This window comes from Segatella sp. (assembly GCF_977051555.1).
In genome coordinates this window covers 18,224-41,596 of sequence record NZ_CDRSSE010000031.1, presented here as the reverse complement: position 1 = coordinate 41,596, position 23,373 = coordinate 18,224, and the positions used below count along the sequence as shown (strand labels likewise).

The window sequence follows — 23,373 nt, the reverse complement described above, 5'->3', positions numbered from 1 at the left end:
ATACCCCATTGGAAAAATATAGAGACTTACTTCCAGACCGATGGAAAAAGCAGTAACAGCACTTATTTAATCAGCTGTTACTGCTTTTTTTGAATTATGCAAGGTATAAACGCGGAGCCGCTTACAGGGATAAAGCCAAAAATCGTGAGGGATAAAGCCAAATCGTGAGGGATTCGTGATGGATAAATTCCCTTTTCGACGTATCCATCACGCATAATACTCATCTATCTATCAACGACTTACACAATCTATTACTAAAAATCGTGAGGGATGATAGATGATTTGCAAAAAAATATACGTGATATATAACCATGAATCTGGGGCTCACTCCCTATATAGTCTACGAAAAACAGAAACGTAGCAGACATAAAATACCCTGACCCCACAAAACAGCTTGAGGTAAAGCACTCAAAAAATCAAAAAAGGAAAAAAGACATAGAGTAGTTACCATACATATCGCACAAAGTAAAAGTAAGTTAAATTATAGATTTTTTCATCGAAAAATGACAAAATTCAGAAAAATATCATTAAATTTGCAACGGTTCTTTACCAAAACTCTCTATTGGACTAGCTTCAGTATGAGAAAGAAGGATTATATATGAATAATGTATAAGTGAGCCACTATACATAAAAACAGCGTTTACAAGACGCTTCATCTTTTTACTCTTCAAACTTCGAACACTTGAGGACTAACGTAGAAAGTGAGGCAACGAGTAGATGCTCTCGGGATGTGTTTATAATGCATCCCTTAAAGCGTTATATCTGTATGCGCCCTCTCTTGGGTATAATACAGAAATTTCGTTTAAGGGATTGCTATATCCATATCGGCGTGGGCTTCGAAGTTGCTTATCTTTACGTTAGTAGGCAAGTTCGAAGGCCTGAAGAGTGGGATAAGCTACAGTACGGATCTCACGCTTTTTTTATTTATAGTAGGATAACTTTTCTCTGAATTTCTTGTAGGAGATCACAAGAGTAACTGAGGTGTCTACCTCGCAATGTTTGTGATAGATATGAAGAAAAGAAAATGGTACTTGAATTTAGGACTAAGTATTGTATTCTTAGCAATTTCGTTTGTTGCAGCAACAGCCAGTTGTTCTGCCAAGACTTCCAAAGTACAAAAGGCGAAAAAAATGCCCAAAATGATGTATGCAAATACTGATTTTGAGAAATCAATTGGTGATAGCATCCAAACTATAATGATGTCAGGCAAAGCAACTGTTATGCTAATGACGACAGATAGTCTGAAAAATCAACCTTTGCAAGTGGTTTTATCCCGTGATGATATGCAAGTTCTGCGCTTTTTGGTATCTGACCCCAAAATGTTCATGGAGGATATTCCAAATTATGGAGTCATAATGCCTCAGGTGAAAATACTATTCGAGAAATCAAAATCTGAAAAGGTAGAAATGGCATTGGATTTCGGATTGCGCAAATGGGTACTAATAGATGGAACAGGAAAAGAACTTAAGCGATATGCTTTGACCAAATATGAACTGTTACGTTTTGCTCACTGCATTTTTCCTAATGATGAAATGATCACTAATCTTTATAACGCTTCTACAAAATGAAAAAGTTATTGTTATTGTTTATGTTATGCTTGTCTTTTTGCACAGGCATGTATGCCAAAACTATCCATTGGCTGACATTTATTGATACTACAGATAGAAATGTAGGTGAAATCGACAAAAGTTCTCGACAACTATTATACTCACGTTGGATAGACTTAGTAAATACAACACTTAAAGATAATGGCTATTCGGTAAACATCGTAGATATTTATGATAGCAATACTTCACCTGAGAATTGCAAAAAAATTGTGAATAGTTTTAACTGTGGCTCCGAAGATATCATAGTGTTCTATTATATTGGACATGGTACAGAAAACACAGGCGCAAGTAAGTATCCTTTGATGTTGATGGGACAACTTGATGCAAATAAGTTTATCCCATTGTCTTGGGTGCATGATACACTAAAGAATAAAGGTGCACGATTGACAGTAACCATTGGTATGTGTTGTAATGCCAGACAAGGAGTTGCCGGAAGAATAACACCTACATTTGGAGCAAACTATGGCAATACTTACGTAAGTGAGGAACTATCCAATTGCATCAAAAAGATGTTTTTGAATTACCGTGGTAATGTATTAATAACATCAGCTTCACCAAATGAAAGTTCTTGGGCATGCGATACCACAATAGGTCCAACAGATTATTTTACTTTTAGTTTACTCGACCAGTTTAATAACGAACTGCCAGAAACAAGCAATCCGACATGGGATTCCATGATGGAATCTATCAAAGAAGATGTTTATAATAATGTTCGAAATAATGTATATATACAGAACAAATTTCCTGGTTCAACGCAGACTCCAATTTGGGAAACCCATTTGACCTCTGCAAGTACACCTACTCCTACTCCACCAGATAAGCCAAACACTGAAGATGTCTCAGATAAGTCGGATATGCTGAACACCTTATCAAATGCATTGGCTTACATATCTTCAACAAAGGTATCGGCAAAGGAGCGTATTGTCATGGCTGAAAAACTAGAAAAAGCGTTTGATAATAATGCCATCGTAAGGATTGTGTCACAAGATGGTAATCTGGTTCTTCATAAAGAAAACATATCTATATACTTGGGACGAATAGCAACAAGTCGTTTGTTGGAGAATGTAACGGTTGTGGATGCAACTGGAACAACAAACAAAATTAGCTCTATACGAGTTCGCGAAATATATAAAAAGAGATAAATATGAAAAGAAGTATATTAAAAAGAATTTTTCTTTTGCAAATTTCATTATTGTTCTTCTTGCCTATCATGGGACAGGATGCCGTGGAAGAACAAATAAAGCAGACTGCTGCTCAGCGTGTAGCACAGATGAATGACTACATTTCCTTTATGGCAGACAAAACAAACGATTTGGAAACTCGCCAATATTACAAAAAGCAGGCTTTGAATCTATTTGCAGGACGTGGTTATGAGTATGAAGAGAATGGTATTCGTAAAGAAGGTGTAAGAATGGAAATCACTTCTGTGAGCAATACCCGTCCTCGCTCAAAATTGATGAGGGTTTATTTTAATGGACTGATAAATCTCTCTTATCAGAAAGTGTCAATACAATCTACAGAACTTGCAAAAATTAAGGTGAGTAACTTGCAAAGAATTGACAATAACATGTATGTTTGTACTTGCTATTTCGACCAGGTATTCATAGGTTATAGAGATGGTATCCCTATATATAAAGATATTACCCGTAAAAAAGTAAAATGTTATGTTGAGGTACAAGATGTAGAAGGAGGTCCTCAAGAGTATGTCGTTTTACTGGGGGATGTTCATGCCTTAGATACGAAACGTATAAAATAAACAACAAGGTTCAGTCATTTAAGGCTGAACCTTACAAAATTATTACGTATGAAACGATTTCTATTATGCTTAGCAACAGTTTACGTCTGTCTATTCGCAAACGCACAAGATTCGCTATCCGATTATATAATAGCAAGAATTAACGAACGTTTCGCCATGCTTAATGACTATATATCATTAATGGCAGACAAGACATCTGATTGGGATACACGCCAGTATTACAAAAAACAAGCATTGAGTTTATTTGCAGGACGCGGTTACGAGTATCAAAAGGATGACATCCATAAAGAAGGTGCTCTAATAACAATCTATTCAGCAAACAAGACTCGTCCCCGCAGAATGCTAATTAGGTCATATTTCAATGGATTAATTAACAGTGTGCAACACAAAGTCAGTTTAGGGACGCCACATATTCAAGTAAACAACTTGATAAAAGAAGATACCAGTCAATATGTTTACACTTGCTATATCGACCAGATCTTCATAGGCTACAGAGATGGTATTCCTATATATAAAGATATTAATCGTGAAAAAACAAAAATCTACATTGAAGTCGAAAAAACGGAAGATGGAGATGAATATTCCATATTATTAGGAGATATTTATGCAATAGACGATAAATGTCCAAAACAAGAACGTCTCATCAAAAAGTAGAACACTAAAACTCATAAGTTTATGAAACGATATTTATTATGCTTAGCATTTGCTTCAATTTGTCTTGTAACAAATGCCCAAAAAGTAATAGTCAATCAATTGAACAAAGGACTATATGATTCTAGAATTAAGTTAGTGGATGAGTTCTTTGACAGATTTAATGGAAAGGAAGGGCATCCAGGCATTGCCAAGAACGACAAAAGCTACCGGAAAAAGAACTTAACATTAGTTTTTAATGGCAAAATGTTTAAATCTAAAGATGACGCAAAGTTCAAGGAAGCACAAAATCTTGTAGATACAGTTCTTGCAAAGAATATCCATATCAACTATTCTGATACAACGTGGTTCGCAAAAGCTATCTGTCATGGGAAATTTAGAGGAAAAGAAATAGACTTTACTCTTTATCTCAATGTTGAACATCGAAAAGAGGATATGTACAAATGGGTAATTGCAAAAGCTGAAGGTGAGATCTTTAAATTGAAACCTTCTTTGAATTCGGATAAAATTATGCTGATGCCAGATGACCATGAAACAAATTTCATGTCATTGCATCGTGTGACGACAGAAAAAGACGATTTGATAACTCGCTATATGCAAAAAAGTTATCCATTAGACGAGACTTCTGTATTTCTCTCTGATGTTTATAATGGATTGTTAGACATCGAATACGTAAAAGACCTACAGTTCATTTTTTATCAGGTTCCAGGCTATGTGTTTAAAATCAAATTCATTGAAAGAGAAACGAACAACACAGGATGGCTGATAACAAGTTTTTATAAAGCTCCGGAAGAGGAAAAAACTGATTTTTTGAACTATTTATATAATAAAACAAGAAACTGATATGATTAAACGGTTAATGCTGATGGTGTTATTAGGATGCTTCGTCTTAAGCATTCAAGCACAAAAGAACGAAAACGCTGTACGCTCATTTGCAGCAAATATGCAATCTTGGAGCCAAACGACAAAATTGGAATACCAACGTAATCTCCAAAAGCTTTGTGATGGTGCGAAGAGTGTGAGAGTCACAGACAACATTATTGAAAGTTTAGCACCTAAAAACGGATACATGAATGATAAAGGCTCTTATTTCTTAGAGACATACCTGAATTGTTTGATAAAGGAAATCAAAAAGGGCATTCATATTCAATATTCTAATTTTAAGTATGTAAACACAAACGAAACAACTGTTCATGATACAAAAGGTCTAGAACTCATAGCTTGTGATATTGCTATTTCAGGTGCTGTCAATTTTAACGTAAAAGATTTGTTTTATGTTAGAAATGGAAAGATTTCCAAAATAGACAAGTATGAAGAAATTATCGATAAGCGAACAGGAAAACGGAGAATCAAAGTTGACTTGAGTGACATAGAATTTTCCGATGAAGCTATGGCACTAACTTATAATTACAGCAAGAATTTTCCTGTAGGAGCTACATTTGAATATGCTTGGCCATGGTTTAGATTAGGATTGGATTTTGGTGTAAATTTCAAGAAAGACAATTTCATAGTCGATGATGTAAAAATGACGGACATCATGAACTACGAACGTACAACCAAGACACTTGATGCTAAAAGTTACATCACAGTAACACCATCCTTTTATATGAAATACTTTTCTTTAGGATGCGGTATTGGAGCTCTTTTCTTTGAAGGAACAGAAGAACACCACAATTATTCAACTGGTGAAACGACCCAAGTAGGCGGTTCGTCTTCTACAGATGTTTCAGAGATTAGATTCATGCTTAGACCATGCATCAAAGGATTTATCCCTCTTGCCGATGATGATTTTGCCCTTATCATAAGCGCAGGTTATGACTATGCATTTGGATACAAAAAATGCAATGGGCTAAACTTTGGATTGGGTTTTCAATTTAATTTAGATTATTAAATATAAAAATGCAAAACTATATGGACTATAATATGAATAAAAGAACATTTAAAAAGTTTATGTCTTTTTTAATCGGGTTTGCATGGCTTATAACATGCATTTCCGTTTCATCCTGTAGTGAATTCAACGTTGGAGAATACGAATTAACTGGTGACATATCAGAATTAATTCCTAAAAGTGCATATAACCTAGAAAAACAAAATAGCGTAAGCTCTGATGGGGCTACTTATTTATTCTATGCACCTAAAATGAGCAGCAACTTTGAATTATGGAATTTAAGTATTAAAAGTGTAGATTATTACATAGACAACAAGTTAACAAAAACCTGTACAGAGGAACCTTATGGCTTCTATATTAATTTATCAGAACTCCCAGAAGGAGACCATGCTCTTTTAGCAAAAATATGCGTATGCGGTAAAAACTGCGATGACACATATCTAGAAGTTAGCGATAACTTTATGGCTTTACCTAGTAGCATACAGCAGTATAAAGACATATTCATTGACTATAACTTTATAAATGAAGGGGAAAAATTCGTAATAACACCTATACTAAACGAATCACGTTCTGCTCCAGGATGTCAAATAGATAAAGTAGAATATTATTGGGATAATAAACTTGCCGCAACAAAGACGCAAGCTCCTTTTACATGGGATTCCCAAATTGTAACAGACAAAGAACCACATGACTGGCGGGTATATGTACGATACAGTTTTAATGGTAAAAACGAAAGCATCTATAATTATGGTTTTTCTAATTACACAACATTAAAAGAAGATAATCACTTTACTGTTTGGAAAATCATGTCGGGTAGAAATGATTTTTCATTAGGAGAAAGTATTCCTAGCATAATAAAATCCTATAGAGGAAAGAACTTTAAAGATAAAGTATCAGCGAAATTATATTTTGATGACACACTTATCGCAGAAACATCTTCTTTCCCATTTAAGAATGAATTCAAACTAACGAATCAATCCATAGGTATACATAAGATGAAATGCGCAATAACAGTAACTAGTAGAGATCAAAAAACAACTTCGTATGACGAAAGTTCTATTGTTGTTACTCCATAGTAGTTTACATCATTACATCTTTAAAGAATAAAACAAAAGGCTCGCAGAATTTCTGTTTATCAGATTCCTGCGAGCCTTTTCCTATTTATTTATCAGTCATGATAACAAGCACCATATCATCGGTAACCCTCGGTATCAACACCATAAACAGCTTCGATATCCACATCAGCATCCTCGACTACCATACCAAGCAGACCAAGAGAATATCAATCAGGTTGCAACAAGTCGTAAGCAAAATGCTCTCAAGGTTTCGAATAACACGAAATCTTGAGAGCATTCTAATAAATAATAAACATCATTATACTTCATCCATCCGCTTCAGCTTCCAACCATCAAACTGCATGACAATTTTATGCAACTGTGTGCCCTGACGCAAAGCCTCAACTCTTGGAGCCTCGGCATAGCGATAGATTTGAGTCTTGGCATCCTGCCATTGCTTCTCTATCCTAGCTTCATAATGCTTTTCGTCTTCGCCCTTATCTCTTTTCGGAACAAGTTTCAACTCTATGATGTAGCTATGCTTTGTTGGATAATGAGTGAGATCGGGCAAAAGGAAAAAGTCGCAATAGCCATGGTTTAACTCCAGTTCTGGCGCAGTATAATAGTAAGGATTCAAACTGAGATAAGCCATGAAAAAGCCTTGCAGATTGCGCTCTGCCTCAATACCATCACGAATAGACGACACCTTTCCGTAAGCATCAGCCATATATTCCAGTGCTTCACGCCACTTGCCATAAAAAGCCATATAGGTGAACATTGTGACAAGATTACTTGTGTTAATGCGGCTCACATCCTGATACTCATCCAGCAAGAAACCATAATATTGCTTGCGCACATTGTTGTTTGGAATACCAAGGATGACCTGGCTACCCAAGATGCCCTTGACGGTTAGCATGCCATAATAGAACAACAGACTAGGAAAATATTCCGGGTCTGTAATCTTATGAGCCGGAAATGTCTCGTAAAGCGAAGCCACAAGTTCTCCTGTCTCAGCCACCGTGCGGATTACTCCCTTGCGGTCGCCATCCATTTTGTCTAGCTGAAGCAGCCTCTTCATCTTATTATAATCGGTCTTGGTATTCGGGTCTATCATCTCCTCAGGTGCCTCCCCTCTGCTCATATAATTGCGCAGATAGTAAATCACCATATCACAATTGAATACCTTGCTTTGGGTTTCCAAGGCATTCTTAGAGAAGCAATAATTATCATACCATGGCTTCATTTCCTTGACCACGGCATCCACATCGCAATCTTGGCGAATCTCGCCTGTACTCTTATAATAATTGAAGAGGTTGTACACATCTTCGGTGGAGAAACCCAGCATCTGGTTAAACTCAGGCTTGGTTGAGATATGCCAGCCAATGTTGAAACCACTCGTTACATCATCCAACGTCACAGGACTGACACCCGTAATGAAGATTCGTTCAAACGAGCCCTTGAACTTCTTGAAAATATCCCGATAGAACCCCTCGGCATGCGTCATCGCCCAATATACTTTCTCACCCTGCTCATTGAGCACTGTATTGGTGAAATTGTCATATTCATCGATGATAAGATAAAGGGGATACTCCTTGACTTTTGCTTCACTCTGTATCAAAGCTAACTTGCCTCCAGCATCCTGGGTGGCATTGACTTTCTGCCTCAGCTCATCAGAATAAAACTCAGTATAGTCACGCACGAAACCATCCAATTGTACGCCCATATAGAAATTGAACTTCTCCTCTAGGTTGTCGATATTACCGCCCACCTGAGAGAAGTCGAGGTGCATCACCTGATAGCGACCTTGCAAAGGCGTAGGATGCTTGCCTATCCAAAGATCGCCAAACCACTGCTGGAACTTATGCTTGGTACGACAATCGTAATAGGCATGGAGCATGCCCAGAAAGATGCTCTTACCAAAACGACGAGGTCGGATGAAGATGAGGTAACGAGCCTGCTTCTCCAACTCAGGGATGTACATGGTTTTATCCACGTAGTATATGTTTTGTTCCACCATCGTCTGGAAATCAGACACGCCATATGGAACCTCCTTTATTTTCTGTACCATAGCTTTATTCTTTTGGATTCTTCACTTACTTTATTTATGCGTCATAATATCGAGCACCATATCATCTGTAGCCCTCATCGCATCGGCACCGATGCTCGTGAGGTTGTGGATGCACTTATCCACATCATCATCTACGATACCCTCGGCAGAGGTGACACACTTGCCTTCCATAGAAAGGAGGGCGGAAAGGAGGGCGGTGCTGACACCTGATGAAATCTTCAGGGCACAGCTTGGTTTCGCTCCGTCACAAATCATACCGGTGAGATTGGCTATCATATTCTTGACTGAATTGCAGATGCGGTTATAATCGCCACCCATCAGATAGGTGATGCCGCAACTGCTGCCCGTACTGGCTACCACACAACCGCAAAGAGCTGAAAGCTTGCCTAAGCTCTGCTTGATATAGATAGCAGTCAGATGACTGAGCATCAGGGCACGGATCATTTCCTCCTCAGTATTCTCGTTCTCCAGCGCATAAACCACCACAGGGTTCGTTGCACAGATGCCCTGGTTGCCGCTGCCGCTGTTACTCATCACCGGAATCATGGCGCCACCCATACGGGCATCGCAGGCTGAAGCGGTGCGGGAGATGATATGCGAGAAAATATTATCGCCGAAGATACCATGACTCAACGGACGGTCCATCGTCTTGCCCAGACAGTGACCATAGTTGCCTTTGATACTCAACTCGGCAGCCTTCATATTATAGTCCCAGGTCTTGAGAATGAAAGAAATCTCATCGAGCGGAGCTGTTGTTGCAAACTCGTAAACCATCGGGAAATTGAGCTGGATGTCATCATCAGCCTCATCGCCCACAGTACCGCCACGCTTATCGAGCACCACCTCGCCATTACGCTCAACATACACAAAATGGGTATGAGAACCGGAGATAATTGCCGTAGCCTGGTCTTCACCGGCATGACAGATGATTTCGATATAGAGTTTATCCACATCCCCCTGTTTCAGTTTGATGTTGATATCCGCATCCTTGATATATTGTTTGCCCTGCTCCAGAGTGTCGGGAGTAAGGTCTTTCAAAACTTCCAGCTGATATTCGGGCTTTCCGATGAGCGCACCCAGCGATACGGCGATAGGCAAGCCGATCATACCCGTGCCCGGAATGCCGACACCCATTGCATTCTTGAGCATATTAGGACTCAGAAGAACCTCGATACGTTCAGGGCGCTTGCCCAATGTTGTAGCAGCCTTGGCTGTACATAGTGCCACAGCCATCGGTTCGGTACAGCCGATGGCAGGAACCACCTCTTTATTAACGAGCGCAATGATGCGCTCACGCTTACATTTCTCTAACATAATCTATATAACTTTTATATAAATAACGTTCTTACCATTATTTCGGGTACAAAAATACAAAAAATAAACCGTATTTCACGATATTATCGAAAAAATACGGCTTATCTTTATCAATATACTACTTTAACAACACTTTCTTGTCAGTTGAACGTCTTATTTTGTGCATAACTCAGCCAATTTGATTGCCAGTTCTGCACCACGGATATTTTCTGCAATACATTTACCAGTAGCACCATCTACCAGGAAGATGGCTGGAATGAACTTTACTTTATAGGAATCAGCTATTCCAGCACGGTCAAGACCGTTAGGCCAAGGAAGTTTTTCCTCAGCAAGTGCTTTTTTCCAAGCAGTTTCTTTCTGGTCTATTGAAACACTTACTATTTCCAACCCCTTTCCTTTATACAGTTCATAAAGTTTCTTGAGGTTTGGAATTTCCTTACGGCAAGGTCCGCACCATGACGCCCAAAAATCAACCAGATAATACTTCTTACCCTTTACACAAGAAGCCATGCTCACTTTAGAGCCATCCTCCTGCTGGAGTTCGAACTGAGGAAGAGATTCTCCTTCAAAACTCTTCGGATTGATCTGTTCATTCAAGCACTGACCATAGAAACTGTTCTTTGCTGTTTCTGAGAACAGAGCCCACTGTTTTTTATTATCCTTGGTAAAATAGCTCATCGTATTGAGCATAGCGAAAGGTCCCCACCATGAGTCTTTATTATCCGTATATAACTTATCATAAGAAGCCTCAACGGTTTTGAAGAAACTGCTTTCTTCATCAGCAAAGCTTTGATATTCCTCACTAGCTTTCAACTTTTTCACCAGAAGCGTATCCTTCGCTTTCCAGGCTGCAGCAATCTGGTCTCTGATAGCCTGATGATGCTGATGATAATCAGCGTACATTTTATCAAGCATCTTCTTTACAGAACCGATTTTTGCCTGATATTCATCGTTCATAGCACTGCCGGAAATTTTGACATTGCTGGTATCAAAACCAGTGTTCACCCCATCATTGATGGGTTTGGCATCGAGCGCCACCTGTACTTTTTCTCCACCTTTGGTCATCAAAGTAAAGGCAAAAACACCATTCTCAGGACCAATGCCTATAAAGCGAGCCTCTGTTACAGGAATGGTTAAAGTCAGTTTGCCGCCCTTAACAACTCCCTTGGCTAAAGGTTTCTCATCACGATGGGTAGCAGCCAGGACAGCCTCCATTTTGGTACCATCAGGCACACCATTCAAAGTTGCCTCAACGATACATTCTTTGGCATTCTGTGCATTGGCACTCATCATAGAGGTGAGTGCCAATACTAAAGATAAAAATGATTTCTTAAACATGATATTTATACAATTACTAGAAATATTTTATTATCGCTTGTTACTTATCTACATTCTGAACGAAACTTCCGTTGCCAGGATTTTCAATGGCTCCCTTAGGGAATGGGAAGGTCCAGAGATGAGAGGTTGGAGCAAGACTTACCTGCTTGTCATCTACCATCTTCGTCAGCGTGCGGGCATAGGTACCTTCAGCATTGAAGCGACGAGCATCGCCAAACGGCACGATAGAGAAGATGAGTTGATTATCCTTTGCCTGACGGATATACCGGATAGCTTCTGCCACAGAGGACGCCGATAGTGGCTGATATTTCTCTGGGAGGATGTAGGTCTTGCGAACCTCGTTGAGTATATCCATCGCATCAGACAACATGTTCTTTCGAGCCAGGCACTCAGCCTTGATGAGATACTGTTCTACTGTTCGCATACCAGCAAGATTAATGTAACCATTGGTCAATCCCTGGTAATAAGTCTCAGTTCCCATGGTCCTCAATTTCCAATTACTCAAGAAGTAAGCATCTCCCTCCTCGAATCCATCAACCCGCTGCACGGGCATTTTGAATATGGCAGAGGCAGAGTTGGAGCTATTATCGGCATAATTGAAGTTATAGCAATCCGAGCTATTGAAGCCGAGCGGAGTCGCCAGCGAAGGATATACGCCTTGCTGTTCTATCTTAATCTTGTTTTCATTGTAGAACTCTACCCAATCAACCAGCTTGTCATTGATGGCAAGAGCCTTGTTGGCAAATTCCAACGCCTTTTCATAGTTCATCATCTGAAGATAAGTTCGTGCCAACATGGCATAGGCTGCACCCTTACCCGGATGAAGCAGAGTAGCACCCATGTCTGGAAGGTCAGCTACAGCAGTATTCAAATCATTCAAGATGAATTCATAAATCTCCTGAATGGTGGCCTGATGATAAGGAGCATTCTGAAGACTGCTTGTAATCAGAGGCACACTCAACTTACTGGCAGCACTTGAAGGCTCGTAGGTATCAGCATAATAATTAGCGAGATTGAAATAGTTCATCGCACGCAACACTCTGGCATATGCCATCACCTCAGCCTTCTCTTTCTCAGTACCTTCTGTAGTATTAGGCACATCCTCCAATATCAGATTGCAGGTATTGATAGTGCCATAAGCCACATAATAAGTACTCTCATCTGCAGAGTTCCAATAGGCACGATCGGTTTCCTCCTCCCAATTGTAGTTAGCCTTATACATCGGATAATAACTGGCATACGAATTGGTGAGATATTCATCATTAAGCAAATAGCACGTTTGCAAAACCGGCATGCGATGAGTACCATACTCGTAACGGAGAAAAGCCTCATAGTCGGCGAGCGACTTAGGGATGCGTTTGCCCTTTGGTTCTATATTGAGATAGTCATCGCAAGAGGCAAGTCCCATAACCATGCCCAACAGCAACACCATATATACTAATTTCTGTTTCATTTTCTTCATGATTTAAAAGTTGAGATAAATGCCTAACACATAGTTGGTGGCATTATAACCACCCAGCTGGTACTTAGCCTGCTTGCTCTTTGCCCAGAAGAACGGATTCTCCACATTAGCCTGAACACGGGCACTCTGCATATAGAGCGAACGGCACAGCGACTTTGGCAAATGATAAGCCAGAGAAATGTTGTTCAGACGAATATAACTGGCATCAAGGATATTGATATCAGAATAAAAATAAGTACTATACAAAGAGGATGCAGACAAACCACTTTCGGCAAAAACAGCCTTTGGCACATTGGTATAAGCCTCATCACCAGGTTTCTGCCAACGATTAGCAAGTCCGGCACTAGCTCCCGCAATATTGGAGATATATCCTACGCTGGAATAACTGCAAGTGAGGAAAGCAGGATTGGCATTGCGCATCTTGTGCCCACCCGCAAAAAGGAACTGCATACTGAAATCGAAATCCTTATAGCTGATACTTGTTCCGAAAGACCCACTATACTTAGGAGTGGTAGTACCCATGTAAGAGATGGCATCCAATGTCGTTGGCTTATTAGTTACCTTCTCACCTTTCTCATTATATACCTGTGGCAATCCTTCTTCATTCAATCCTGCCCATTTATAACCATAGATAGCATTATATTCATTGCCGATAATAGGATAAGCCGAAGGATAATCCAACTGGAGGATATACATAGGTGCCTTCACGTTCACATAAGTTACCTTATTCTTATTGTACGCATAAGTCATATTGGCTTTCCAGGAGAAATCCCCTGTGCGAAGTATCTCGCCATTCAAAGAGATTTCTACGCCACGGTTATACATCTCTCCATTGTTGATGGTATAAGTGCTGTAGCCCCAACCTTCTGTTGGAACACCCATGCTAGAAGCCAGGAGGTCAGTACCCTTCTTGTCGTAATACTCTACGGTACCATTGAGTCGGTTCTTGAAAAGCGAGAAATCGACACCTATATTAAAGGTATTGGTCTTCTCCCAACTCAGCATCGGATTGGCACGCGACTGCACATAACCCTGTGTGCCTCCCACATGCCCGTTATTATTATAGCTTGCCACCATATAAGGGGCAGAATTCTTAGATACGTTACCGGCAATACCTTCAGAAACACGAAGTTTCAGATAATTGACCCAATCTGCGTGGAAGAACTTCTCTTTGCTGATAATCCAGCTGGCACCTACCGACCAGATTGGTTTGTTCTGATATTTAGAACTTGTGCCCCAAAGGTTAGAGCGATCCCATCGCAAACTACCAGTCAAGCTGTAACGGTCATCGTAAGTATAAGCCGCATTGCCATATACCGAAACATAGCGGTTGATATTCTCATAAGAAGCAGACAGGTCTGTTTCTGTCATAGAACTATAACCCAACACGCCAGCTATACCTTTTAACAGGTCGGCATTATTCACCATGCTGGATGTCAACATCTGAGAATCATAGTTGAACAGTTTATTGCGATGCAGTTCCTGTTTATTCTGGATAGTTTCTGTACCCAAAATAGCTGTTACGCTGTGTATATCTTTAAAAGTCTGATCAAAACTCAACTGCTGACGGAAATTGTAAGCAGATGTATATTGATCTGAACGGACTAGAATATCTCCGTAAGGAATAACATAATTGACAGAGCCATCCCCTTTATCCTTCGCATAACTGTTCACTATACCACGAACCTGAGCAGAAGCCTTGTCAGCCAAATTCTCACCACGATAAGATGCACGTTCGTATTGGAAAGAAGCAGCATACTTCAAACAAGGTAGAATCTGGATATTCAAACGGGCAAAAGTTCGAAAAGCCAACTCCTTGTTAGTGGTAATCTGTCTGTCCAACTCCTCCATTGGAGTAATATCCATATTATAAAGTCCATACTTCTGATAGATAGCCAAAGTGCTGGCATTATACTTTTCACTCATCGGCTTGGTATAATAAGAACCATCAGCATTTACCAGGTTATCGTATGGTAAAACAGAATATCCAGGGGAAAGCACATCATAGTTCTGGGTTTTATTCTCACCAACCTTCAGGTAAGCACCCAAATCCAAAGAAAGCCATTTTGTAAAATGAGAGGTATTGGCAAGATTAATACCTAAACTCTGATTGTTGGAATACTTATCTTCAAGGGTATTATACTTATAAGTAACAGAAGCCTTAAAGAGGTTATTCACCGAATTGTTCACAATATTCATATTATATTGCTGATACAACGGATCGCGCTTGGCACACTTCTTCATCTGGTCATAGTAGTTATAACCTTTTCCTGCCAAGTCAGCCAGTTTAGCATTCATAGCTGATTCAGAGATATTACCTGCATAATAATTCAAGATACTGCGGATACCTGCACTCGTATAGATATTCTGTCCCAGCATATTCTGAGCATACGCCTTAGCACCATCACCTTTGAGACTAGGATTCTGCGCCGCCCATTCCTTCTCCAGATCAACCACCAGGGAAGAGTTGGCAAGATAATCAGTATAATAAGAATAAGGATGCCAGGTAAGCGAAGCATTGAAAGAAACATTGGTCTTACCCTTGGCAGCCGATTTCTTGGTAGTGATGACAATGACACCATTTGCTGCACGAGCACCATAGATAGAAGCAGCTGCAGCATCTTTCAGTACGGTAACACTCTCTATATCATCCATATTCAGGTCAGGAATCTCCTCTGTAATATTACCGGCCCCATTGCCAGTCAACTTGGTTTTCTCTACAGGAAATCCATCAATGACATAGAGAGGAGAGGCAGAGGCGTTCATCGTGGTAACACCACGAATCATACCATCATTATATCCAGCCACTTCACCTGCCAGCATAGAAGAAAGACTGCTCAATCGCTTATCTTTCAAATCATCGGCAGTAACCTTGGTAAAAGCACCTGTAGCACGTTCTTTCGAGATGGTCTGGTAACCCGTAACTACCACTTCTCCGAGCACGGTTTTATTCTCAGACATCACAATCTTCACATTCTCCTTACCTGCTACCTTTACCTTCTGATCATTCATACCAACATACGAAACCGTAACCTCGTGGCATCCTCTTGGAATATAAAATTCAAAATTTCCATTTACATTTGTCACAGTTCCAAAAGGACTACCAGGCACCACAACAGAAGCACCAATCATCGGCTCCCCATCCTCATCGGTAATAGTACCTGACAGAGGACGGATATCAGATTCGCTACTGGCAGAGCCTGTCAAAGCAGTTTTATGTTGCAATACCTTCTTGACTGTGATAAACTTACCATTTACAGAGTAAGCAAAAGGCTTACCCTGCAAAATCAGCTTCACGGCGGAAGGAGCTGAAGTATTCTTCAACTGAACAGTGACGGTATAAGGCTTTACATCCTCAACCACAAAACTTACCTTGTAATCCGACTTCTGCTGTACCTTTCTCAGCGCAGAAGCCAAGGACTCATTTACGAGCGACATCGTGATGTCTCTCTTTGCATTCTGTGCCTCTACAGGCAATGCCATCCATATAGCCAGGACGACAAGCATGAATACACTTCTTACTTCTTTCATATTTCTCTCTTTTTCGTTAATACTTTAATAAAAGTACGTTTCTGAAAGCAAATCGGTAACATCGTCTTCCAAAAAAATATAAAAAAAGTTTGTTTACTTACATTTAAAACGAAAAAATCGGCATTTTCAGAGATTTCTGTATCTCGGAAATGCCGATATGACTATTCATCAACATGTAATTGTGAATACCTTATTATATAGGACCATATTTTATATAGAATATTACTCTATATAGAGAGTATTCCCTATCAAACTAACTTTTGCAACTCCAAGATTATTCAAGAGTTCAACAGCATCCTCTATGCTACCATTTTTATCCGCAGAGAAATCGAGATGTTTCGTTTTTACTGCAGAATTCTTAAATACCACCTTGCTCCGGTAATATGCGGCAAGACTGCCTAAGATATACTCAAGGGGTTGGTCGTGATAATACAAAACCCCATCAGCCCATGCAGTAGTTTCTTCTGTATTCACATTCTTTATCTGCTCGGGAACAGTTGACTGTGCGCTTAAGGAATATTGCTGTCCAGGATTCAATATCACAGGTTTGTGGTGACTATTCTTAGCTGCGACTTCTACCTTTCCCTCTATCAGAGTAACCTTGCAGTCACTTCCATGATATGCCTTAATATTAAAAGAGGTACCCAAGTCTTTTGTCAAAATACCACCTGCATCCACCACAAAAGGTCGCTTACTTTCGTGTTTTACCTTGAAGAAAGCCTCTCCCTCAAGATGTATCATACGCTCCTTACCCTTAAACTGATGGGGATAAGTAATCTTACTATTACTGTTGAGTTTTACTTCTGTACCATCAGAAAGAGTCAGCGTTATCATCTCACCATCAGCAGTTTGAAGTATTGCCATGCCTTGTTCAGAAGATACATTTTGCGCTATCAGATTCTCCGAAGCTCCCCCACAAGCATACTTAGTTTTTACCCACTGCCATACTAAGACTATTGCCAACATGGCAGCAGCACCCATCAGAGCACCCATCAGCGTTCTCATCGCTGGATGTTGATGTTTCACAGGCTTTTCAGCATCCACCTTCTCCTTACCAATAATCTTCTCCAACTCGTCATCCAAGTTAGGAAGAGGATACTTTTGGCGTATCATAGCCTGTTCGATGGCAACCAAGTCTTGGATGTCATCCTGTAAGCTCTCATCATTAAAAATATCTGTTTCCTTCATCATTTTCCTATTTCTTTACTAAAAATAATACGTTTTACCTACCAAAATGGTAACAACCCCAATTGAGATTCTTTTGATTATTTTCAAGTTTTTATTTGATGATAATGTTCTCTTAACAGTTTCAAGGCCTTCATGACATGACGCTTGACCGTTTCCTGACAGATATTCATCTCCTCTGCCACTTCCCGGTATTTCTTATGGTTAAGATAACATTCTTCCAAAACATGACGAGTTGTCTCAGGCAACAAATCCAACATTTCTTCCACTTGTCGCTGGCGTTCTTTCTGGATATCATTATCTTCATAGCATTGATCTACTGCATGAAGATAGTAATCAGCATATTGCGCTTGAACTGCTGAATGGCGCAGATAGTCTAAACACTTATTCCTGATGGTTTTAAGCAAGAAGGCTGGCAGAGTCTGCATGTCATAAGAGTCAAAGTCCTCCCATACATGAGCGAAAACACCACTCACGATATCACGGCTTGCTTCTTCATCTTTCAGAAGTTGCAGCGCATAATAATATAACCGGGCATAATATGATTTGAAAAAACGCCCAAAAACTTCCCGCTTATCCATCTATACCTTATTATGTTGATAACCCCAAAAATGTACGCCATATATGGTGCACGACACACCATATATGGCTTTGAATATTTCTTGATGAATTAGTCTTCCAACTGGAACAGAGGATCGTCAGGAGTCAGCATGGTTGGCTTCTGGTCGAATTCCTTCAAGAGCTGCTCAGAAGCATACTTCTTGTTTACTACCAGGCGGAACATATACTCGTTGAACCAATCATTGGTCATGATGAAGCAACCGGCAAAACCATTGTCAGCACCCCAACTGTTCTCCACCTTCCACTTTACAGGCTTGCCATTGGCATCGAGATCTACAGCAGTCAGCGTCATGGCATGAGTAGAACCGCTATCGAAAGTAGCGATGCGGTCAGCCTTGTTCATTGGGAATGAGGTATTGAAGAGGCTGGCGTAATCGAAGTTGTCGAGAGCCAGATAGCCGCGCTTTCTATCAAGCTGCTTGCCCACATCATAGCTTGAATACATCTTATGACCATCCTTCAGAGAGGCGATGGCGAGCTGGGCAATCTCCTCCATAGGCAGATTCAGATACTTCCAGTTATGACCATCGTAAGTATGGCGGTCGTACTCTACCTCGTAGGTCTTGTGGTAAGGGCGGCGTGGATCGTTCATCACCATCAGGAAGGTACCGTTCAGGTCCTTGCCTACGGTTTCCTCATAGAAACTCTTAGGAGTATACTTCTTTGCCTCGCCAATCTGCTTGCCGTCCTTGTCGCGGAAAGCATAGGTGAATTCCTTTACCGGTTCACCGAGCGTAAGACTCAGCATGTGATAAACCTGACCGAGCATTTCGTTCTTGCGAGCCTGGATAGCTGCCGACTTCTTGCCCTGAGCCACCATCTTGCGGAGTTCCAGACCATACTCGCGGAGCTTGCTGCTTACGAGACGGCTCATCTTGGAAGTATTGTTGCTTGAGAAAGTCTCAGGCTGGGCACTCATAGGTACAAGACCATACTTGCTTGCCAAATCGGCAACACCACAGAAAGTACCGCCATCATTGAGCGGATTCTTGAAGAAGAACTGCACCTGAGGATCCTCGATGCTCTTCTTGCCAAGGTCGATAACACCCTGAAGCATCAGGTTAGCCTTCTCCAGCTGGTCATAGAAGAAGAGATAATCCTGAGAATACTCCACCACTCTACCCTGCTTGTCGTTGATAGCAAAGTTGGAACGGAGCACATTGAAACCGCTGAACATCCAGCAACGGCCCGAACTCTTCTGGTTGTGAATGCTCTGCGAAGGAGTCTCGATACTGAAATGAGTATCAACAGGAGCCTCGTTGGCATGATTCTTCACAAGGTCATCAATGCTGTTGTTGGCAATCGCATTGAAGAGTGCCTTGTTGGCTACACCTGCCTGCTGTTTTTTCTCCATCTGCTGGAGAGCAGACTGACTGATGCCGCCACCCTTGGTCTGCGCCATCAGAGACATGGAAGCCATCATCATGGCTCCCAAAAGTAATACATTTTTTCTCATCACGATAAAGGTATTTATTTGCTTATTGTTATATAACTAATTCCGGATTTCATTCCTTTTTCAGAAATTTCCTTTGCAAAAATACAAAGAATAATCGGAAAAAGCGAAAATATTGCCTCAAAAGTGCTTTATATAGGAAAAAAGCATTATCTTTGCACAAGATTTTCACGAAGAAAACATGGACAAGAACAAGTTTAGTCTATTAAATAGTATAAAATACCCGGAAGATTTGAGACGGCTGAGCATTGACCAGCTGCCACAAGTCTGCAAAGAGTTAAGAGAAGACATTATCGACGAGGTTGCCGTCAACCCCGGTCATTTTGCCTCCTCTCTTGGCGTGGTTGAAATAACCGTAGCCCTACATTATATCTACAACACCCCATACGACCGTATTGTATGGGATGTGGGACACCAGGCCTACGGACATAAGATATTAACAGGACGCCGCGACAACTTCTGCACCAACCGCAAGTTGCACGGCATCCGTCCATTCCCTACACCTTTAGAAAGCGAATATGATACCTTCGCCTGCGGACATGCGAGCAATTCCATCTCCGCAGCACTCGGTATGGCCGTTGCCGCACGCGAAAACGGAGATACCGACAGGCATGTGGTAGCCGTCATTGGCGATGGAGCCATGAGCGGCGGACTGGCTTTCGAGGGACTGAACAACGTATCAAGTACACCTAACGACATGCTCATCATCCTGAACGACAACGATATGAGCATCGACCGGGCTGTGGGCGGTATGGAGAAATATCTCCTGAACCTCGATACCAACGAGACCTACAACCGCCTCCGTTTCAAGGCATCGCAGTGGCTGCACTCCAAAGGCTATCTCAACGATGACCGCAAGAAGGGAATCCTGCGCCTGAACAATGCACTGAAGTCGGCACTGAGTCATCAGCAGAACATCTTCGAGGGAATGAATATCCGCTACTTCGGACCTTTCGACGGTCATGACGTGAAAGAAGTGGCGAGAGTGCTCAAACAGCTCAAGAACATGAAGGGTCCTAAGCTGCTGCACCTGCATACCACCAAGGGAAAGGGTTACGAACCTGCCGAGAAGAGTGCTACCATCTGGCACGCACCAGGCAAATTCGATCCGGAAACAGGTGAGAGAATCATTGCCGATACCAGCAACCAGCCTCCGAAATATCAGGATGTTTTCGGTGAGACGCTGTTGGAACTGGCTCAGAAGAACACGAAGATTGTAGGTGTGACGCCAGCCATGCCTACAGGATGCTCCATGAACATCATGATGAAGGCGATGCCAAACCGTACCTTCGATGTAGGTATTGCCGAGGGGCATGCCGTCACCTTCTCAGGAGGTATGGCGAAAGACGGACTGATTCCTTTCTGCAATATCTACAGTTCGTTTGCACAGCGTGCCTACGATAACATCATCCACGACATGGCACTGCTCAACCTGCCGGTTATCATGTGTCTTGACCGTGCCGGACTGGTAGGTGAAGACGGACCTACCCATCATGGTGCCTTCGATATGGCGGCTCTCCGTCCGATTCCGCATCTCACCATCGCATCTCCGATGAACGAACATGAGTTGCGCAACCTGATGTATTCAGCCCAGTTGTCAGGTCATGGCAGCTATGTAATCCGTTATCCGAGAGGCAAGGGTGTGCTCGTAGACTGGCGCAACCCGATGGAGGAAATCAAGACCGGTACCGGCAGAAAGCTGAAAGACGGCACCGATGTAGCCGTTCTCACCATCGGTCCTATCGGAAACGATGCAGCCCAGGCTATCACTGAGGTAGAAGCCGAAACCGGAATGAGCATCGCCCACTACGATATGCGATTCCTCAAACCACTCGATGAAGACATTCTGAAAGAGGTGGGCGAAAAGTTCAGCCGCATCATCACCATCGAAGACGGCGTTCGTATGGGCGGTATGGGCTCAGCCGTACTGGAATGGATGAACGACCATGACTATCAGCCAAAGATGACCCGAATGGGATTGCCAGATGAGTTTGTGGAACACGGAACCGTGGCACAGCTCAGGGAAATCGTGCATCTCGATAAAGAATCAATCAAAGAAGCAATTAAGAAATGAAAATAATCATAGCTGGCGCATATGCCATAGGTACTCACCTGGCGAGACTCCTGTCACGCAGCAATGAAGAGATTACGCTCATCGATGAAAGCGAAGAGCGCCTGGCAAGCATTGGCTCCGACTGCGACCTGCTCACCATGCCGGGCAAGCCTACCAGTCTTCACATCTTACGCGATGCGGGGGTTGCAGATGCCGACCTCTTCATCGCCGTTACTCCGGTAGAAAGTACCAACATCACAGCTAGCATCCTTGCCAAGAACCTGGGTGCCAAAAGAACGGTGGCCCGTGTGGATAACCCGGAGTATATGGATCCTCAGGCTCAGGAATTCTTCAAAGAATTAGGTATCAGCAAACTGATTTATCCGGAGATGCTCGCAGCCGTAGATATCAATAACGGACTGAAAATGAGTTGGGTACGTCAGCGCTGGGATGTGCACGACGGCGCACTCGTCATGCTCGGCATCAAACTGCGCGAAGGATGCGAGATACTGAACGAACCGCTCAAGAACATCAGCGGTCCTAACGACCCATACCACGTGGTAGCCATCAAGCGAGGCAGTGATACCATCATCCCTGGCGGTAACGACGAGCTGAAACTCTACGACCTCGCCTACTTCATGACCACCCGCAACTATATCCCATATATCCGCAAGATTGTAGGCAAGGAGCACTATGTGGATGTGAAGAACGTGATGATTATGGGTGGCGGACGCACAGCCGTAAGAGCCGTAAAGAAGATGCCGGAATATATGGAATGCAAGATTATCGAGATGAGCGAGGAGCGCTGCGAATATCTCAACGATATTCTCGATGAGAACAAGACGCTCATCATTCATGGTGACGGACGCGACATTCCGCTACTCGTAGAAGAAGGTATCCGCAGTACCCAGGCCTTCGTGGCACTGACTGGTAACGCCGAAACCAATATTCTGGCCTGTCTTACCGCCAAGAGAATGGGTGTGCGCAAGACGGTGGCTGCCGTAGAAAACGTAGACTACGTGAGCATGGCAGAGAGTCTGGATATCGGTACCATCATCAACAAGAAGATGATTGCCGCCAGCTACATCTACCAGATGATGCTTGATGCTGACGTGATGAACGTGAGATTCCTGATGAGCGCTAACGCCGATGTGGCTGAGTTTATAGCCAAAGAAGGTTCGAAGGTAACCCAAAAACCGGTGAAGGAACTCGGCATGCCTATCGGTGTAACCATCGGTGGACTGGTTCGCGGTGAAGAAGGAATGCTCGTTTCGGGTAATACACAGATAGAACCGGGCGACTCGGTGATGGTTTTCTGCCACAACATCAACATGAAGAAAATTGAGAAATACTTCATCTAAGCGTGAAGGAGATAGAGAAATACTTCATAT

The 23,373-nt window shown here is 41.9% G+C and carries 17 protein-coding genes; 9 read left to right on the top strand and 8 right to left on the bottom strand.

The features are described 5' to 3' along the window. Positions 1-1,010 precede the first annotated feature (1,010 nt). From ACWJAO_RS08600 to ACWJAO_RS08570, 7 genes are read left to right on the top strand one after another with little or no spacing between them, the layout of a single operon-like run. A complete protein-coding gene (locus ACWJAO_RS08600; protein WP_449139960.1) occupies positions 1,011-1,568 on the top strand; it encodes a hypothetical protein in 558 nt (185 codons plus the stop codon). Continuing rightward, complete coding sequence (locus ACWJAO_RS08595; protein WP_449139959.1) at positions 1,565-2,749, top strand: caspase family protein; 1,185 nt, start codon at positions 1,565-1,567, stop codon at positions 2,747-2,749. Before ACWJAO_RS08600 ends, ACWJAO_RS08595 begins: the two co-directional genes overlap by 4 nt. Positions 2,750-2,751: 2 nt before the next feature. Beyond that, positions 2,752-3,363 carry a hypothetical protein gene (locus tag ACWJAO_RS08590; protein WP_287852998.1) on the top strand — a complete coding sequence of 204 codons (612 nt, stop codon included), beginning with the start codon at positions 2,752-2,754 and terminating at the stop codon, positions 3,361-3,363. Positions 3,364-3,411: 48 nt separating this feature from the next. Then, a complete protein-coding gene (locus ACWJAO_RS08585; protein WP_449139958.1) occupies positions 3,412-4,017 on the top strand; it encodes a hypothetical protein in 606 nt (201 codons plus the stop codon). 21 nt (positions 4,018-4,038) lie between these two features. Beyond that, on the top strand, positions 4,039-4,857 hold the full coding sequence (locus tag ACWJAO_RS08580) for a hypothetical protein (protein ID WP_449139957.1): 819 nt from the start codon (positions 4,039-4,041) through the stop codon (positions 4,855-4,857). 1 nt (position 4,858) lies between these two features. Continuing rightward, positions 4,859-5,905 carry a hypothetical protein gene (locus tag ACWJAO_RS08575; protein WP_449139956.1) on the top strand — a complete coding sequence of 349 codons (1,047 nt, stop codon included), beginning with the start codon at positions 4,859-4,861 and terminating at the stop codon, positions 5,903-5,905. Between the two features lie 32 nt (positions 5,906-5,937). Beyond that, positions 5,938-6,978 carry a hypothetical protein gene (locus tag ACWJAO_RS08570; protein ID WP_449139955.1) on the top strand — a complete coding sequence of 347 codons (1,041 nt, stop codon included), beginning with the start codon at positions 5,938-5,940 and terminating at the stop codon, positions 6,976-6,978. A gap of 298 nt (positions 6,979-7,276) precedes the next feature. Here ACWJAO_RS08570 and ACWJAO_RS08565 read toward each other — a convergent pair whose 3' ends face one another. The 8 genes from ACWJAO_RS08565 to ACWJAO_RS08530 form a co-directional block, all read right to left on the bottom strand. Beyond that, positions 7,277-9,025 (bottom strand): ATP-binding protein, encoded by a 1,749-nt coding sequence (locus ACWJAO_RS08565; RefSeq protein WP_449139954.1) that lies wholly within the window; start codon positions 9,023-9,025, stop codon positions 7,277-7,279. Positions 9,026-9,055: 30 nt separating this feature from the next. Then, entirely contained in the window at positions 9,056-10,339 is a 1,284-nt protein-coding gene (locus tag ACWJAO_RS08560) for an L-cysteine desulfidase family protein (RefSeq protein ID WP_449139953.1), read from the bottom strand. Between the two features lie 153 nt (positions 10,340-10,492). Further along, entirely contained in the window at positions 10,493-11,677 is a 1,185-nt protein-coding gene (locus ACWJAO_RS08555; protein ID WP_449139952.1) for a redoxin family protein, read from the bottom strand. A gap of 40 nt (positions 11,678-11,717) precedes the next feature. Continuing rightward, a complete protein-coding gene (locus ACWJAO_RS08550; protein ID WP_449139951.1) occupies positions 11,718-13,139 on the bottom strand; it encodes a RagB/SusD family nutrient uptake outer membrane protein in 1,422 nt (473 codons plus the stop codon). Positions 13,140-13,142: 3 nt separating this feature from the next. Next, complete coding sequence (locus tag ACWJAO_RS08545) at positions 13,143-16,670, bottom strand: SusC/RagA family TonB-linked outer membrane protein (RefSeq protein WP_449139950.1); 3,528 nt, start codon at positions 16,668-16,670, stop codon at positions 13,143-13,145. Positions 16,671-16,892: 222 nt separating this feature from the next. Next, positions 16,893-17,861 (bottom strand): FecR family protein, encoded by a 969-nt coding sequence (locus tag ACWJAO_RS08540; protein WP_449139949.1) that lies wholly within the window; start codon positions 17,859-17,861, stop codon positions 16,893-16,895. 80 nt (positions 17,862-17,941) lie between these two features. Beyond that, the gene (locus tag ACWJAO_RS08535; RefSeq protein ID WP_449139948.1) at positions 17,942-18,436 is read right to left on the bottom strand and encodes an RNA polymerase sigma-70 factor; all 495 of its coding nucleotides are present in this window, start codon (positions 18,434-18,436) and stop codon (positions 17,942-17,944) included. Positions 18,437-18,525: 89 nt separating this feature from the next. Continuing rightward, complete coding sequence (locus tag ACWJAO_RS08530) at positions 18,526-19,932, bottom strand: aminopeptidase C (RefSeq protein WP_449139947.1); 1,407 nt, start codon at positions 19,930-19,932, stop codon at positions 18,526-18,528. A gap of 178 nt (positions 19,933-20,110) precedes the next feature. On the opposite strand from ACWJAO_RS08530, the gene dxs reads away from it, so the two are divergent. Together dxs and trkA are read left to right on the top strand one after the other, a co-directional pair. Continuing rightward, entirely contained in the window at positions 20,111-22,003 is a 1,893-nt protein-coding gene (gene dxs, locus ACWJAO_RS08525) for a 1-deoxy-D-xylulose-5-phosphate synthase (RefSeq protein WP_449139946.1), read from the top strand. Beyond that, the gene (gene trkA, locus ACWJAO_RS08520; protein WP_449139945.1) at positions 22,000-23,343 is read left to right on the top strand and encodes a Trk system potassium transporter TrkA; all 1,344 of its coding nucleotides are present in this window, start codon (positions 22,000-22,002) and stop codon (positions 23,341-23,343) included. Before dxs ends, trkA begins: the two co-directional genes overlap by 4 nt. The last annotated feature ends 30 nt before the right edge of the window (positions 23,344-23,373 follow it).